This window comes from Embleya sp. AB8, from assembly GCF_049739465.1.
Lineage (GTDB): Bacteria > Actinomycetota > Actinomycetes > Streptomycetales > Streptomycetaceae > Embleya.
Map to the genome: position 1 here is coordinate 26,104 of NZ_JBMHHY010000035.1, position 16,235 is coordinate 42,338.

Consider the following 16,235-nt stretch of genomic DNA (forward strand, 5'->3'; position numbering starts at 1 on the left):
GCGGCGCACCTGCACCGACCGTTCGACCCCCAGCCAGGAAGAAGCACCCAACGTGTCTGACCCGAACCTGTCCGCCGACAACTCCGCCGATGAGACGGTGGCCCTGTCGGAGCAGGCGGAGGCCGCAGCTCTCGAGAGCACCGCTCTCGAGGACGCGGCCGAGGCCCCGGCCGTCTCCACCGATGACGAAGTGGAAGACGCCGAGGCCACCGAGGACGACGCCGAGGGCGCGGAGGCCGAGCTCGACGACGCCGCCGACGACGAGTTCGCGGACGACGCCGCCGAGGGCGACGACGACGCCGAACCCGAGGACGCCCCCGAGGGCGACCCGGCGGAGGACTTCAAGGACGCGCTCCGCCGCGCCCCGGGCGAGTGGTACGTCATCCACTCGTACGCCGGTTACGAGAACCGGGTGAAGGCCAACCTCGAGTCCCGCACCACCTCGCTCAACATGGAGGACTACATCTTCCAGGTCGAGGTGCCGCAGGAAGAGGTCGTCGAGATCAAGAACGGTCAGCGCAAGACCGTCAAGCGCAACAAGTTTCCCGGCTACGTGCTGGTCCGGATGGACCTCACCAACGAGTCGTGGGGCGCCGTCCGGAACACCCCGGGCGTCACCGGCTTCGTCGGCAACGCGCACGAGCCCTTCCCGCTCACCCTCGACGAGGTCGTCAAGATCCTCGCCCCCGAGGAGGAGAAGGCGGCGGCGGGCGCGGCCGGCTCGAAGAGCACCACCGAGGTCAAGGTGCTCGACTTCGAGGTCGGCGACTCGGTCACCGTCATCGACGGCCCCTTCGCGACGCTCCAGGCGACGATCAACGAGATCAACGCCGACTCGCAGAAGGTCAAGGGCCTGGTGGAGATCTTCGGGCGCGAGACGCCGGTCGAGCTCTCGTTCAACCAGATCCAGAAGAACTGATACTTCCCCCAGGTGGGACCCCGATTCGCCGGGGTCGCGCCCGGGTGGTGGACAAGGCGCCCTCACAACGGTGGTTATCGTTGAGGGGGCGCCGCACCGCGTGGCGGGCCCGAACACGTCCGCGCTCCGCGTGGTGATCGGGACGTACATCTCGTCGAAGGACCCGGAAAATGCCTCCCAAGAAGAAGAAGCTGTCAGCGATCATCAAGCTGCAGATCAAGGCCGGCGCAGCCACGCCGGCCCCGCCGGTCGGCCCCGCGCTGGGCCAGCACGGCGTCAACATCATGGAGTTCTGCAAGGCCTACAACGCGGCGACCGAGTCGCAGCGTGGCGACATCGTCCCGGTGGAGATCTCGGTCTACGAAGACCGCTCCTTCACCTTCGTGACGAAGACGCCGCCGGCCGCGCGCCTGATCCTCAAGGCCGCCGGTGTCGAGAAGGGCTCGGGCGAGCCGCACAAGACCAAGGTCGCCAAGGTCACCCGCGAGCAGATCCGCGGCATCGCGCAGACCAAGATGGCCGACCTGAACGCCAACGACATCGACGCCGCGGAGAAGATCATCTCCGGCACCGCGCGGTCGATGGGCATCACGGTCGAGGGCTGATCCAGCCCCGCAGTCCGGCACTACCGAAACAGCGCGAGGACGTGGGCACCAGCCCATGACCTCGCGGAGTGGAAGGGTCCGCGCGACCCGCTCCCACCACAACTCCTTTCAGAATTCCAGGAGCTTTCAGTGAAGCGCAGCAAGTCCTACCGCGAGGCCGACACCAAGATCGACCACGAGCGCCTCTACTCGCCGCTCGAGGCCGTTCGACTGGCCAAGGAGACCTCGCCCACCAAGTTCGCCGGCACCGTCGAGGTGGCCATGCGCCTGGGTGTCGACCCGCGCAAGGCCGACCAGATGGTCCGCAGCACGGTCATCCTCCCGCACGGCACCGGCAAGACCGCCCGGGTCCTGGTCTTCGCGACCGGTGACCGTGCCGAGGCGGCCAAGGCCGCGGGCGCCGACATCGTCGGCTCCGACGAACTCATCGACGAGGTCGCCAAGGGTCGGCTCGACTTCGACGCCGTCGTCGCCACCCCGGACCTGATGGGCAAGGTCGGCCGGCTGGGCCGCGTGCTCGGTCCGCGTGGCCTGATGCCCAACCCGAAGACCGGCACGGTCACGCCCGACGTGGCGAAGGCCGTGAACGAGATCAAGGGCGGCAAGATCGAGTTCCGCGTCGACAAGCACTCGAACCTGCACTTCATCATCGGCAAGACGACGTTCGACGACGCCCAGCTCGTCGAGAACTACGCCGCCGCCCTCGAAGAGGTGCTCCGCGCGAAGCCGTCGGCCGCCAAGGGTCGCTACATCAAGAAGGTCGGCGTCTCGACCACGATGGGCCCCGGCATCCAGGTCGACCCGAACCGCACCCGCAACCTCCTGACGGAGGAAGAGGCGGTCTGACCCGCCCCGCACGCGAACGAGGCCCGGCCCCCACACGGGGTGCCGGGCCTCGGCGCGTCACGGGACGGTCGTGGTCGCGCCGCCGCCCCGGCCTCCGCGCAGCGCCGCGCCGGCGGCCCCGACCAGGCGATTTGCTCCGAACGAGCACCGTCCCGTACCTTGGCTGCAAGCCAAAGACCGTCGGTCGTTGTCGCCGTGCCGCAAGGCAGGGTCGGCAAACGAAGGTTCCGCGTCGCGGACGACCTGCGCAGGTGTGAACGTGAGACGTTACCCCCGATGCCCGCGCATTTCCGCGTGCGTCGAGGATGTACGCCCCGGGCGCCTGCGCCGGGGCGTTTTTCGTATGTGGACTCCTTCCGCCCCCGCGGACCGGCGTATTCATCCGGCACACGATCGACCGCCACGGTCGATCGGCAATCGCATCGCGGAAGGAGGCCAGCCCTATGGCGAGGCCCGACAAGGTGGCCGCGGTCGCCGAGCTCACGGAGCAGTTCCGTGACTCGAACGCCGCAGTGCTGACCGAGTACCGCGGGCTCACCGTCGCGCAGCTCAAGGAGCTGCGCCGTTCGCTCGGTGAGAACGCGCAGTACGCCGTGGTGAAGAACACGCTGACCAAGATCGCCGCCAACGAGGCGGGCATCGATCAGCTGGACGAGCTTCTCGAAGGCCCGTCCGCGATCGCGTTCGTCACGGGTGACCCCGTGGAGGCCGCGAAGAGCCTGCGTGACTTCGCCAAGGCGCACCCCCTTCTCGTCATCAAGGGCGGCGTCCTTGAGGGCAAGGCGCTCAGCGCCGACGAGATCAAGAAGCTCGCGGACCTCGAGTCCCGCGAGGTGCTGCTCTCCAAGCTGGCGGGCGCCATGAAGGGATCCATGGCCAAGGCCGCGGCGACCTTCCAGGCTCCGCTCACGGAGTTCGTCCGCACCGCGGACGCGCTTCGGGCGAAGGTCGAGCAGGGCGGTGCCGGCGAGCCGGCTCCCGCCGCCGAGGCCGAGACCGCCGAGTAGTTCGGCAGTCGCGACCCACGGTCGCCGGGGGCAGCGCCCCCGCCCATCCACACCACCCGGCACCAGCCGAATCGATCAGGAAGGACCGCCGATCATGGCGCTCACCCACGAAGAGCTCATCGAAGAGTTCAAGGCCATGCCCCTCATCCAGCTCTCGGACTTCGTGAAGCTGTTCGAGGAGACCTTCGACGTCAAGGCCGCCGCCCCGGCCGCCGTCATCACCGGCCCGGCCGGCGGCGGCGCCGCTGCCGAGGCTCCCGAGGAGCAGGACGAGTTCGACGTCATCCTCACGGGTGCCGGCGACAAGAAGATCCAGGTCATCAAGGAGGTGCGCGCGCTCACGAGCCTCGGTCTGAAGGAGGCCAAGGACCTCGTGGACTCCGCCCCCAAGGCGCTCCTGGAGAAGGTCTCGAAGGAGGCCGCCGAGAAGGCGAAGGCCGCGCTCGAAGGCGCCGGCGCCTCGGTCGAGGTCAAGTAATTCGACGCCGCCCACTCGGGCGGCTGCACCGAAGGCGATCGTCCGTCAGGGCGATCGCCTTCGGGCTTTTCCGGGACTCGGCAGGCTCGCTCCGGCGCTTTCGAGGAACCCGCGCGGCGGGCCGACAGAGTCGGACATACCTCTCTCGGCTTCGCTCGAAAGGGTGATACTCCCAACACTCTGAGCACTCGCCGAACCCCCTCGCACCAGCGCCGTCGTGCCCCGGAGAGGGCGCGCGACACGGCGCGCGCGGCGAGTTTGCGGCGTCGGATCGGGCCGTTGTCGGACCGGCGGACTACCGTGTTTTCCCGGCTTCCCGAGGCTCCTCGCGAACTCGGTCGGCCACTGTGACGAGACTCTCGCCGCAGGCCGCGAGTTCGGGACGGAGGTCCGGTTTTCTCGGTGCTCGGAAGGGTTCCGTCGGCCGTCAGGGGGAAAGCAACCCCTTGACGAACGGATCGGGGCGCGCAATTCTTCGGACGCACCCCTGAAGCACGGTTGCCGGATGGTTTGCGAATCCGGGTGGTGGACCGGCCCTTCATAGGGGCTGGACAGCGGTGTGCCTTGTGGCTACACTGACCCTTTGCGCTGCCTATTGACTTCTCCCGGTGTATGAACCCGGGCCGTCCAGTATGCGCATAGTGAGTCCGAGCCCTCGGAAGGACCCCTCTTGGCCGCCTCGCGCACCGCCTCCGCTACCAACCCCGGCGCCGCCACTGCCCCGCTCCGCATCTCCTTCGCCAAGATCAGGGAACCCCTGGAGGTTCCGAACCTTCTCGCGTTGCAGACCGAGAGCTTCGACTGGCTGCTCGGCAACAGTGCGTGGAAGGCACGGGTCGAGGCCGCCCTCGCGGGCGGACAGGATGTACCCACCAAGTCCGGCCTCGAGGAGATCTTCGAAGAGATCTCCCCGATCGAGGACTTCTCCGGTTCGATGTCCCTGACGTTCCGGGACCACCGGTTCGAGCCTCCGAAGAACTCCATCGAGGAGTGCAAGGAGCGCGACTTCACCTACTCGGCGCCGCTGTTCGTCACGGCCGAGTTCACCAACAACGAGACCGGCGAGATCAAGAGCCAGACGGTCTTCATGGGCGACTTCCCGCTCATGACGAACAAGGGCACCTTCATCATCAACGGCACCGAGCGTGTCGTGGTGTCCCAGCTGGTTCGCTCCCCGGGTGTCTACTTCGACAGCCAGGTCGACAAGACGTCCGACAAGGACATCTTCAGCGCGAAGGTGATTCCCTCGCGTGGCGCCTGGCTGGAGCTGGAGATCGACAAGCGCGACACCGTCGGTGTCCGCATCGACCGCAAGCGCAAGCAGAGCGTCACCGTGCTGCTGAAGGCGCTGGGCTGGACCGACTCGCAGATCCTCGAGGAGTTCGGCCAGTACGAGTCGATGCGGCAGACCCTGGAGAAGGACCACACCCAGGGCCAGGACGACGCGCTGCTCGACATCTACCGCAAGCTGCGTCCGGGGGAGCCGCCGACCCGCGAGGCCGCGCAGACCCTGCTCGAGAACCTCTACTTCAACCCGAAGCGCTACGACCTCGCCAAGGTCGGCCGCTACAAGGTGAACAAGAAGCTCGGCGTCGAGCAGGCCCTGGACGCCGGCGTGATGACCGTCGAGGACGTCATCGCCACCATCAAGTACCTGGTCAAGCTGCACGCCGGCGAGACCGAGATGGAAGGCGCCTCGGGCCAGGAGATCGTGGTCGAGGTCGACGACATCGACCACTTCGGCAACCGTCGCCTGCGCAACGTCGGCGAGCTCATCCAGAACCAGGTCCGCACCGGGCTGGCCCGGATGGAGCGTGTCGTTCGCGAGCGGATGACCACCCAGGACGTCGAGGCGATCACGCCGCAGACGCTGATCAACATCCGGCCGGTCGTCGCCTCCATCAAGGAGTTCTTCGGCACCAGCCAGCTGTCCCAGTTCATGGACCAGACGAACCCGCTGTCGGGCCTGACCCACAAGCGTCGTCTGTCCGCGCTGGGCCCCGGTGGTCTCTCCCGCGAGCGGGCCGGCTTCGAGGTCCGTGACGTGCACCCGTCGCACTACGGCCGGATGTGCCCGATCGAGACCCCCGAAGGCCCGAACATCGGTCTGATCGGCTCGCTCGCGTCCTACGGTCGGGTCAACGCGTTCGGCTTCGTCGAGACTCCCTACCGCAAGGTGGTCGAGGGCCGGGTCACCGACGGCATCGACTACCTGACGGCCGACGAGGAGGACCGCTTCGTCATCGCCCAGGCGAACGCGCCGCTCAAGGAAGACGACGTCTTCGCCGAGGCTCGTGTGCTCGTCCGTCGCCGCGGCGGCGAGATCGACTACATCCCCGGCGACGAAGTCGACTACATGGACGTCTCGCCGCGCCAGATGGTGTCGGTCGCGACCGCGATGATCCCCTTCCTCGAGCACGACGACGCGAACCGCGCGTTGATGGGCTCGAACATGATGCGCCAGGCCGTGCCGCTGCTGAAGGCGGAGTCCCCGCTGGTGGGCACCGGCATGGAGTACCGCGCCGCGGTCGACGCCGCCGACGTGATCACCGCCGAGAAGCCCGGTGTGGTCCAGGACGTCTCGGCCGACTACATCACCGTGATGAACGACGACGCCACGTACACCACGTACCGCGTGCAGAAGTTCATGCGCTCCAACCAGGGCACGTCCTTCAACCAGAAGGTCGTCGTCGACGAGGGCGCGCGGGTCGAGGCCGGCCAGGTGCTGGCCGACGGTCCGTGCACCGAAGAGGGCGAGATGGCCCTCGGCAAGAACCTGCTCGTGGCGTTCATGCCGTGGGAGGGTCACAACTACGAAGACGCGATCATCCTGTCGCAGCGGCTGGTGCAGGACGACGTCCTCTCCTCGATCCACATCGAGGAGCACGAGGTCGACGCCCGGGACACCAAGCTGGGCCCGGAGGAGATCACCCGGGACATCCCGAACGTCTCCGAAGAGGTGCTCGCCGACCTCGACGAGCGCGGCATCATCCGGATCGGCGCCGACGTCGTCCCCGGCGACATCCTGGTCGGCAAGGTCACGCCCAAGGGCGAGACCGAGCTGACCCCGGAGGAGCGCCTGCTCCGCGCGATCTTCGGCGAGAAGGCGCGCGAGGTGCGCGACACCTCGCTCAAGGTCCCGCACGGCGAGTCCGGCAAGGTCATCGGCGTCCGGGTCTTCGACCGCGAGGCCGGCGACGAGCTGCCGCCGGGCGTGAACCAGCTGGTCCGCGTCTACGTCGCGCAGAAGCGCAAGATCACCGACGGCGACAAGCTCGCCGGCCGGCACGGCAACAAGGGCGTCATCTCGAAGATCCTGCCGGTCGAGGACATGCCGTTCCTGGAGGACGGCACCCCGGTCGACATCATCCTCAACCCGCTGGGTGTCCCGTCCCGAATGAACCCGGGTCAGGTCCTGGAGACGCACCTGGGCTGGATCGCCAAGACCGGCTGGAGCGTCGAGGGCGACGACGAGGACTGGAAAGGTCGCCTCCGGGCGATCGCGGCCGACCAGGGTGCCCCCGGCACCAACGTCGCCACCCCGGTCTTCGACGGCGCGCGCGAGGAGGAGATCACCGGCCTCCTCGACTCGACCAACAAGACCCGCGACGGCGTCCGGCTGATCGACGGCACCGGCAAGGCGAAGATGTACGACGGCCGCTCCGGCGAGCCGTTCCCGCACCCGGTCTCGGTCGGGTACATGTACATCCTCAAGCTGCACCACCTGGTCGACGACAAGCTGCACGCCCGGTCGACCGGTCCCTACTCGATGATCACCCAGCAGCCGCTGGGTGGTAAGGCCCAGTTCGGTGGCCAGCGTTTCGGTGAGATGGAGGTGTGGGCACTCGAGGCATACGGTGCCGCCTACGCGCTCCAGGAACTGCTGACCATCAAGTCCGACGACGTCCTCGGCCGCGTGAAGGTCTACGAGGCCATCGTCAAGGGCGAGAACATCCCGGAGCCGGGCATCCCCGAGTCCTTCAAGGTGCTCATCAAGGAGATGCAGTCGCTCTGCCTCAACGTGGAGGTCCTCTCCAGCGACGGCATGTCGATCGAGATGCGCGACACCGACGAGGACGTCTTCCGCGCTGCGGAGGAGCTGGGTATCGACCTGTCGCGGCGCGAGCCGAGCAGCGTCGAAGAGGTCTGAGGCTCCCTCCCGGGTCCGGCCGCGCGGCCGGACCCGGGATTTCGACCCCAGTCCTGATGAAGACACACACTGGTGTGCACGGCACAGCCCCCGCCGTGACCGCCGGGACCAAACCCCGAAAGAGGGATTGACGAAACAGTGCTCGACGTCAACTTCTTCGACGAGCTGCGTATCGGCCTCGCTACCGCAGACGACATCCGCCAGTGGTCACACGGTGAAGTCAAGAAGCCCGAGACCATCAACTACCGCACCCTGAAGCCGGAAAAGGACGGGCTCTTCTGCGAGAAGATCTTCGGTCCGACCCGGGACTGGGAGTGCTACTGCGGCAAGTACAAGCGCGTCCGCTTCAAGGGCATCATTTGTGAGCGCTGCGGCGTCGAGGTCACTCGCGCCAAGGTGCGTCGTGAGCGCATGGGCCACATCGAGCTCGCCGCGCCGGTCACGCACATCTGGTACTTCAAGGGCGTGCCCAGCCGCCTCGGCTACCTGCTCGACCTCGCCCCGAAGGACCTCGAGAAGGTCATCTACTTCGCGGCGTACATGATCACGTACGTCGACGACGAGCGTCGTCAGCGCGACCTGCCATCCCTCGACGCCAAGATCTCGGTCGAGCGTCAGCAGATCGAGCAGCGTCGCGACGCCAGCGTCGAAGAGCGCCAGAAGAAGCTCGAGACCGACCTCGCCGAGCTGGAGGCCGAGGGCGCCAAGTCCGACGTCCGCCGCAAGGTGCGCGAGGGTGCCGAGCGCGAGATGAAGCAGCTGCGCGACCGCAACCAGCGCGAGCTGGACCGGCTCGACGACGTGTGGACCCGGTTCAAGAACCTCAAGGTCCAGGACCTGGAAGGCGACGAGATCCTGTTCCGCGAGATGCGGGACCGGTTCGGCACGTACTTCATGGGCGGCATGGGCGCGCAGGCGCTCCAGCGTCGGCTGGAGTCGTTCGACCTCGACGCCGAGGCCGAGAAGCTGCGCGAGATCATCCGCACCGGCAAGGGCCAGAAGAAGACCCGCGCGCTCAAGCGCCTCAAGGTCGTCTCCGCGTTCCAGCAGACCCGGAACAGCCCCAACGGCATGGTCCTGGACTGCGTCCCGGTGATCCCGCCGGACCTGCGTCCGATGGTGCAGCTCGACGGTGGCCGCTTCGCCACCTCCGACCTGAACGACCTGTACCGCCGGGTGATCAACCGCAACAACCGGCTCAAGCGACTGCTCGACCTCGGTGCCCCCGAGATCATCGTGAACAACGAGAAGCGGATGCTCCAGGAGGCCGTCGACGCGCTGTTCGACAACGGCCGCCGCGGTCGTCCGGTGACGGGCCCGGGCAACCGGCCGCTCAAGTCGCTCTCGGACATGCTCAAGGGCAAGCAGGGTCGTTTCCGCCAGAACCTGCTCGGCAAGCGCGTGGACTATTCCGCGCGTTCGGTCATCGTCGTCGGCCCGCAGCTCAAGCTGCACCAGTGCGGTCTGCCGAAGGCCATGGCGCTCGAGCTGTTCAAGCCGTTCGTGATGAAGCGCCTGGTGGACCTCAACCACGCGCAGAACATCAAGTCGGCCAAGCGCATGGTCGAGCGCGCCCGCCCCGTGGTGTGGGACGTGCTCGAAGAGGTCATCGCCGAGCACCCGGTGCTGCTCAACCGCGCACCGACGCTGCACCGTCTGGGCATCCAGGCGTTCGAGCCGCAGCTCGTCGAGGGCAAGGCCATCCAGATCCACCCGCTCGTGTGCACCGCGTTCAACGCGGACTTCGACGGTGACCAGATGGCCGTGCACCTGCCGCTCTCCGCGGAGGCGCAGGCCGAGGCCCGGATCCTGATGCTCTCGAGCAACAACATCCTGAAGCCGGCCGACGGTCGCCCCGTCACCATGCCGACCCAGGACATGGTGCTCGGCCTGTTCTTCCTGACCTCCGAGCGGGAGAACACCAAGGGCGACGGGCGCACCTTCGCGTCCACGGCCGAGGCGATCATGGCGTTCGACGCCCGGGAGCTCGACCTCCAGGCGAAGATCGAGCTGCGCCTGCCGGCGGGCACCGTCCCGTCGCGCGGGTGGGTCGCCCCCGAGGGCTGGGAGCCCGGTTCGCCGCTGCGCGTGCGCACCTCGCTCGGTCGCGCGCTGTTCAACGAGCTCCTGCCGGCGGACTACCCGTTCGTCGACGAGGAGATCGGCAAGAAGACCTTGTCGATCATCGTGAACGACCTGGCGGAGCGGTACCCGAAGGTGGTCGTGGCGGCGACGCTGGACAACCTGAAGGAGGCCGGCTTCCACTGGGCCACCCGGTCCGGGGTCACCGTCTCGATCTCCGACGTCGTCGTCCCGCCGGCGAAGAAGGAGATCCTGGAGCGCTTCGAGGCCCAGGCCGAGAAGGTCCAGAAGCAGTACGAGCGCGGCCTGATCACCAAGGACGAGCGGCAGCAGGAGCAGATTCAGATCTGGACCAAGGCGACCAACGAGGTCGCCGAGGCGATGAACCTGAACTTCCCCAAGACGAACCCCATCTTCATGATGGTCGACTCGGGTGCTCGCGGAAACATGATGCAGATGCGGCAGATCGCGGGTATGCGCGGTCTGGTGTCGAACGCCAAGAACGAGACGATCCCCCGTCCCATCAAGGCGTCCTTCCGTGAGGGTCTGTCCGTCCTCGAGTACTTCATCTCGACGCACGGTGCCCGTAAGGGTCTGGCCGACACCGCGCTGCGTACCGCCGACTCGGGTTACCTGACCCGTCGTCTGGTGGACGTGTCGCAGGACGTGATCGTGCGCGAGGAGGACTGCGGCACCGACCGTGGCCTGGTCCTGTCGATCGCCACCCGCGGCGCCGACGGCGTGCTGCGCAAGGACGACGACGTCGAGACCAGCGTCTACGCCCGCAACCTGGCCGAGGACGTCGTCGTCGACGGCAAGGTGCTGGCCCCGGCCAACGCCGACCTCGGCGACGTGATCATCAACCACCTCGTCGCCGAGGGCGTCGAGTCGGTGAAGACACGTTCGGTGCTGACCTGCGAGTCCAAGGTCGGCACGTGCGCGATGTGCTACGGCCGTTCGCTGGCCACCGGCAAGCTGGTGGACATCGGCGAGGCGGTCGGCATCATCGCCGCCCAGTCGATCGGTGAGCCCGGCACCCAGCTGACGATGCGTACCTTCCACACCGGTGGTGTGGCCGGTGACGACATCACCCAGGGTCTGCCGCGTGTCGTCGAGCTCTTCGAGGCGCGTACCCCCAAGGGTGTCGCCCCGATCAGCGAGGCGGCCGGTCGGGTCCGGATCGAGGACACCGAGAAGACCCGCAAGGTCGTGGTGGTCCCGGACGACGGTTCCGAGGAACTGGCGTACGCGGTCAGCAAGCGCTCGCGCCTGCTGGTGGACGAGGGCGACCACGTCGACGTCGGCCAGAAGATGCTCGTCGGCGCGGTCAACCCGCACGACGTGCTGCGCATCCTCGGCCAGCGTGCGGTGCAGATCCACCTCGTGGCGGAGGTCCAGCAGGTCTACCGCTCGCAGGGTGTGTCGATCCACGACAAGCACATCGAGATCATCATTCGGCAGATGCTCCGCCGGGTGACGATCATCGAGTCGGGCGACGCCGAGCTGCTGCCGGGCGAGCTGGTCGAGCGCGGCCGGTTCGAGACCGAGAACCGTCGGGTGATGTCCGAGAGCGGACACCCGGCCTCGGGTCGTCCGCAGCTGATGGGCATCACGAAGGCGTCGCTGGCCACCGAGTCGTGGCTGTCGGCGGCCTCCTTCCAGGAGACCACCCGAGTGCTGACCGACGCGGCGATCCACGCCAAGTCGGACCCGCTGCTCGGCCTGAAGGAGAACGTGATCCTGGGCAAGCTCATCCCGGCCGGTACGGGCATGCCCCGCTACCGCAACATCCGGGTCGAGCCCACCGAGGAGGCGAAGGCCGCGATGTACTCGATGTCCGGGTACGACGAGGCCGACTACTCCGCGTTCGGCTCGGGCTCCGGCCAGGCCGTCCCGCTGGAGGAGTACGACTTCGGCGGCTACCAGGGCTGATCCGCCCATAGCCGGTGCCGTGTGACAGGGCCGCCATCCTTCGGGGTGGCGGCCCTGTCGCATCCGCGTACCCGGTGTACGGAGACCTGCCCAACCGGCCCCGATCGGTGGGACGATGCTGCGTACGCGCCGTCCTCTCTGCGGGAGAACCCCATGAGCACCCCTGGCGGGTCCGAGTACGGCCCCTACCCCGAGCGGCCGTACGCCGGCGACGGCCCGGGCCCCTACGGCGGGCAGCCGTCGCCCTACGGCCCCGGGCCGGGGGAGCCGCCGCCGAACGGCTACGGCCAGGCGCCGCCCTACGGGCAACAGCCGCCCTACGGCTACGGCTACCACCAATACCCCGGCTACGGCGGCTACCTGCCCCAGCCGGGCACCAACGGCCTGGCCATCGCGTCGATGATCCTGGGCATCGTGTGGCTCTACTGGCTGGGCAGCCTGCTCGCGGTGATCTTCGGGCACATCGCCCTGGCGCAGACCGCGCGCACCGGCCAGCAGGGCCGCGGCATGGCGATCGCCGGCGTGGTGCTGGGCTGGATCGGGATGGCCCTCCTGGCCCTGGGCATCGTGGTGCTCGTCCTGGACTCGAGGCACGGCCACGGTTATTCCGACTACCTGAACCTGCTCGGCGCGCTCGGCGGCGTGGGCTGAGTCACCTCCCCGCCGTCGCCGGGGCCCGGCTCGCGCGCTCGTTCGCCTCCGGCCGCAATGCCGGGTACGGTGGGGCTCGGAGGGTGATGTACCGCCCTGAACGATTCGGTGCTCCACCTGCGTGCGAGCGCCGAATTCCATGTCGTGGCGGGGGTCTTTCTTTTCGCTTTGACCTCTGCTGCTGTGGTAGGTAGTCTCTCTCCTTGTGCCTGGGGTGTCCCCGGGCTCTTGTGCCTGCGCTCACCGCAATCCCTTCGGGATGCGTGCGTGAGAGGGCACTGGAGACCGACCCACAGCCTCCCGAGCAAGCACACTCCCAAGACCGGGCGACACGCCCGACCGCGGGGGTCGGACTTGCGGTTGGCTCCGGCGTCGACCGGGATGCAGGCCGATTCAGACATTGCAGTCGCTTCACAAAGACCGCTCGGCACGAAGAAGACGGAGACGCGGTGCCCACGATCCAGCAGCTGGTCCGAAAGGGCCGCCAGGACAAGGTCGACAAGGCCAAGACTCCGGCGCTCAAGGGGAGCCCGCAGCGTCGCGGCGTGTGCACCCGTGTTTACACGACGACGCCGAAGAAGCCGAACTCTGCGCTTCGCAAGGTCGCGCGTGTGCGCCTCACGAGTGGCATCGAAGTGACGGCCTACATCCCCGGTGAGGGTCACAACCTCCAGGAGCACTCGATTGTGCTCGTTCGTGGTGGTCGTGTGAAGGACCTCCCCGGTGTCCGCTACAAGATCATTCGTGGTTCGCTCGACACCCAGGGTGTCAAGAACCGCAAGCAGGCGCGCAGCCGCTACGGCGCGAAGAAGGAGAAGAGCTAATGCCGCGTAAGGGCCCTGCCCCCAAGCGACCGGTCATCATCGACCCGGTTTACAACTCGCCGCTGGTCACCTCGCTGGTGAACAAGGTCCTGATGAGCGGCAAGCGCTCCGTCGCCGAGAAGATCGTCTATGGCGCGCTCGAGGGCTGCCGCGAGAAGACCGGTACCGACCCGGTCATCACGCTCAAGCGCGCGCTCGAGAACGTGAAGCCGACCCTCGAGGTCCGCAGCCGCCGTGTCGGTGGCGCGACCTACCAGGTGCCGGTCGAGGTCCGTCCGGGCCGCTCCACGACGCTCGCTCTCCGCTGGCTCGTCGGCTACTCCCGCGCCCGTCGCGAGAAGACGATGACCGAGCGTCTGATGAACGAGCTCCTGGACGCGAGCAACGGTCTCGGTGCCGCGGTCAAGCGCCGCGAGGACACGCACAAGATGGCCGAGTCCAACAAGGCCTTCGCGCACTACCGCTGGTAGTTCCACCCGCAACGACGAGAAGCCGAGAGAAGACAAGCCACGATGGCTACCACTGCTCTTGATCTGGCCAAGGTCCGAAACATCGGCATCATGGCCCACATCGACGCGGGCAAGACCACCACCACCGAGCGGATCCTGTTCTACACCGGGGTCAACTACAAGATCGGTGAGGTTCATGAGGGCGCTGCCACCATGGACTGGATGGAACAGGAGCAGGAGCGCGGCATCACCATCACGTCTGCCGCGACGACCTGTCACTGGACGCTCGACGACGTCGATCACACGATCAACATCATCGACACCCCGGGCCACGTCGACTTCACCGTCGAGGTGGAGCGTTCGCTGCGCGTGCTCGACGGCGCCGTCACCGTCTTCGACGGTGTCGCCGGCGTGGAGCCGCAGTCCGAGACCGTTTGGCGTCAGGCCGACCGGTACGGCGTGCCGCGCATCTGCTTCGTGAACAAGCTCGACCGCACCGGCGCCGAGTTCCACCGCTGCGTCGACATGATCGACGAGCGGCTGGGCGCGGTTCCGCTGGTCATGCAGCTGCCGATCGGCACCGAGATGGACTTCCAGGGCGTTGTCGACCTGGTCGCCATGAAGGCGCTGGTCTGGTCGGCCGAGGCGGCCAAGGGCGAGATGTACGACGTCGTCGACATCCCGGCCACGCACACCGAGGCCGCCGCCGAGTACCGCGGCAAGCTGCTCGAGACGATCGCCGAGTACGACGAAGAGATGATGGAGCTCTACCTGGAGGGCGAAGAGCCCACCACGGAGCAGCTGATGGCCGCGATCCGTCGCGCCACCATCGCCTCGACCAAGGGTGACAACAAGGGCCAGCCGACGTTCACTCCGGTGTTCTGCGGCACCGCGTTCAAGAACAAGGGCGTCCAGCCCCTGCTCGACGCGGTCGTCCGTTACCTGCCGTCGCCGCTCGACATCGAGGGCATCCAGGGGCACGCGGTCAACAAGGAGGAAGAGGTCATCGTTCGCCAGCCGAGCGATGACGAGCCGTTCGCCGGCCTCGCCTTCAAGATCATGCGTGACCCGCACCTCGGCAAGCTCACCTTCGTCCGGGTCTACTCGGGTGTCCTGGAAGCCGGCAGCTCCGTGCTGAACTCGGTGAAGGGCAAGAAGGAGCGCATCGGCAAGATCTACCGGATGCACGCGAACAAGCGTGAGGAGATCCCGTCGGTCGGCGCGGGCGACATCATCGCGGTGATGGGTCTCAAGGACACCACCACCGGTGAGACGCTCTGCGACCCGGCGAAGCCGGTGATCCTGGAGTCGATGACGTTCCCGGCCCCGGTCATCCAGGTCGCGATCGAGCCGAAGTCCAAGGGCGACCAGGAGAAGCTGGGTGTCGCCATCCAGTCCCTCGCCGCCGAGGACCCCTCGTTCCAGGTGCACACCGACGAGGAGACCGGCCAGACGATCATCGGCGGCATGGGCGAGCTGCACCTCGAAGTGCTGGTCGACCGGATGAAGCGCGAGTTCCGCGTGGAGGCCAACGTCGGCAAGCCGCAGGTGGCCTACCGCGAGACGATCCGCAAGGTCGTCGAGCGGGTGGACTACACGCATAAGAAGCAGACCGGTGGTACCGGTCAGTTCGCCAAGGTGCAGATCGCGCTCGAGCCGCTCGAGGGCGACGCGTACGAGTTCGTCAACAAGGTCACCGGTGGCCGCATCCCCCGGGAGTACATCCCGTCGGTGGACGCGGGCGCGCAGGAGGCCATGCAGTACGGCGTGCTCGCCGGCTACCCGATGGTCGGCGTGCGACTGACGCTGATCGACGGTGGCTACCACGAGGTCGACTCGTCCGAACTCGCCTTCAAGATCGCCGGTTCGCAGGCGTTCAAGGAAGCGGCTCGGCAGGCCAGCCCGGCTCTTCTCGAGCCGATGATGGCCGTCGAGGTCACCACGCCCGAGGACTACATGGGCGATGTGATCGGCGACCTCAACTCGCGTCGCGGCCAGATCCAGGCCATGGACGAGCGCTTCGGTGCGCGTGTCGTCAAGGCCCTGGTCCCGCTGTCGGAGATGTTCGGCTATGTCGGCGACCTCCGCAGCAAGACCTCGGGTCGCGCGAGCTACTCCATGCAGTTCGACTCCTACGCCGAGGTTCCGAGGAACGTCGCCGAGGAGATCATCGCCAAGTCGCGCGGCGAGTAATCACCGCAGGCGCGGCACCAGCGATACCAGGGGGACCCGGAGTCCGTACGCGGACTCCGGTGCCTCCGCCCCGGCTCACCCCCGATACCCGACGTCGTA

General features: G+C 67.4%; 11 protein-coding genes. All 11 read left to right on the plus strand.

Features of this window, described 5'->3' with window-relative positions:
- Positions 1-52: 52 nt before the first annotated feature.
- The 11 genes from nusG (at position 53) to fusA (ending at position 16,136) form a co-directional block, all read left to right on the plus strand.
- Entirely contained in the window at positions 53-919 is an 867-nt protein-coding gene (nusG, locus tag ABIA38_RS38385) for a transcription termination/antitermination protein NusG (RefSeq protein ID WP_424643610.1), read from the plus strand.
- Between the two features lie 170 nt (positions 920-1,089).
- Entirely contained in the window at positions 1,090-1,524 is a 435-nt protein-coding gene (rplK, locus tag ABIA38_RS38390; RefSeq protein WP_020549250.1) for a 50S ribosomal protein L11, read from the plus strand.
- A 129-nt stretch (positions 1,525-1,653) separates the two neighbouring features.
- On the plus strand, positions 1,654-2,370 hold the full coding sequence (gene rplA, locus ABIA38_RS38395; RefSeq protein ID WP_424643611.1) for a 50S ribosomal protein L1: 717 nt from the start codon (positions 1,654-1,656) through the stop codon (positions 2,368-2,370).
- A gap of 443 nt (positions 2,371-2,813) precedes the next feature.
- Positions 2,814-3,377 carry a 50S ribosomal protein L10 gene (gene rplJ, locus ABIA38_RS38400; RefSeq protein ID WP_424643612.1) on the plus strand — a complete coding sequence of 188 codons (564 nt, stop codon included), beginning with the start codon at positions 2,814-2,816 and terminating at the stop codon, positions 3,375-3,377.
- Between the two features lie 94 nt (positions 3,378-3,471).
- The gene (gene rplL, locus ABIA38_RS38405) at positions 3,472-3,855 is read left to right on the plus strand and encodes a 50S ribosomal protein L7/L12 (RefSeq protein WP_424643613.1); all 384 of its coding nucleotides are present in this window, start codon (positions 3,472-3,474) and stop codon (positions 3,853-3,855) included.
- A gap of 670 nt (positions 3,856-4,525) precedes the next feature.
- Entirely contained in the window at positions 4,526-8,005 is a 3,480-nt protein-coding gene (gene rpoB, locus ABIA38_RS38410) for a DNA-directed RNA polymerase subunit beta (protein ID WP_424643614.1), read from the plus strand.
- 138 nt (positions 8,006-8,143) lie between these two features.
- Entirely contained in the window at positions 8,144-12,019 is a 3,876-nt protein-coding gene (locus ABIA38_RS38415; RefSeq protein ID WP_424643615.1) for a DNA-directed RNA polymerase subunit beta', read from the plus strand.
- Between the two features lie 153 nt (positions 12,020-12,172).
- Positions 12,173-12,670: a DUF4190 domain-containing protein gene (locus ABIA38_RS38420; protein WP_424643616.1), complete on the plus strand. Its 498-nt coding sequence runs from the start codon at positions 12,173-12,175 to the stop codon at positions 12,668-12,670.
- Between the two features lie 449 nt (positions 12,671-13,119).
- Positions 13,120-13,494: a 30S ribosomal protein S12 gene (gene rpsL, locus ABIA38_RS38425; RefSeq protein ID WP_020549242.1), complete on the plus strand. Its 375-nt coding sequence runs from the start codon at positions 13,120-13,122 to the stop codon at positions 13,492-13,494.
- Positions 13,494-13,964, plus strand: a complete 471-nt coding sequence (rpsG, locus tag ABIA38_RS38430) for a 30S ribosomal protein S7 (RefSeq protein ID WP_020549241.1) — start codon at positions 13,494-13,496, stop codon at positions 13,962-13,964. Before rpsL ends, rpsG begins: the two co-directional genes overlap by 1 nt.
- A 42-nt stretch (positions 13,965-14,006) precedes the next feature.
- Positions 14,007-16,136 (plus strand): elongation factor G, encoded by a 2,130-nt coding sequence (gene fusA / locus ABIA38_RS38435; RefSeq protein ID WP_424643617.1) that lies wholly within the window; start codon positions 14,007-14,009, stop codon positions 16,134-16,136.
- Positions 16,137-16,235: the final 99 nt, after the last annotated feature.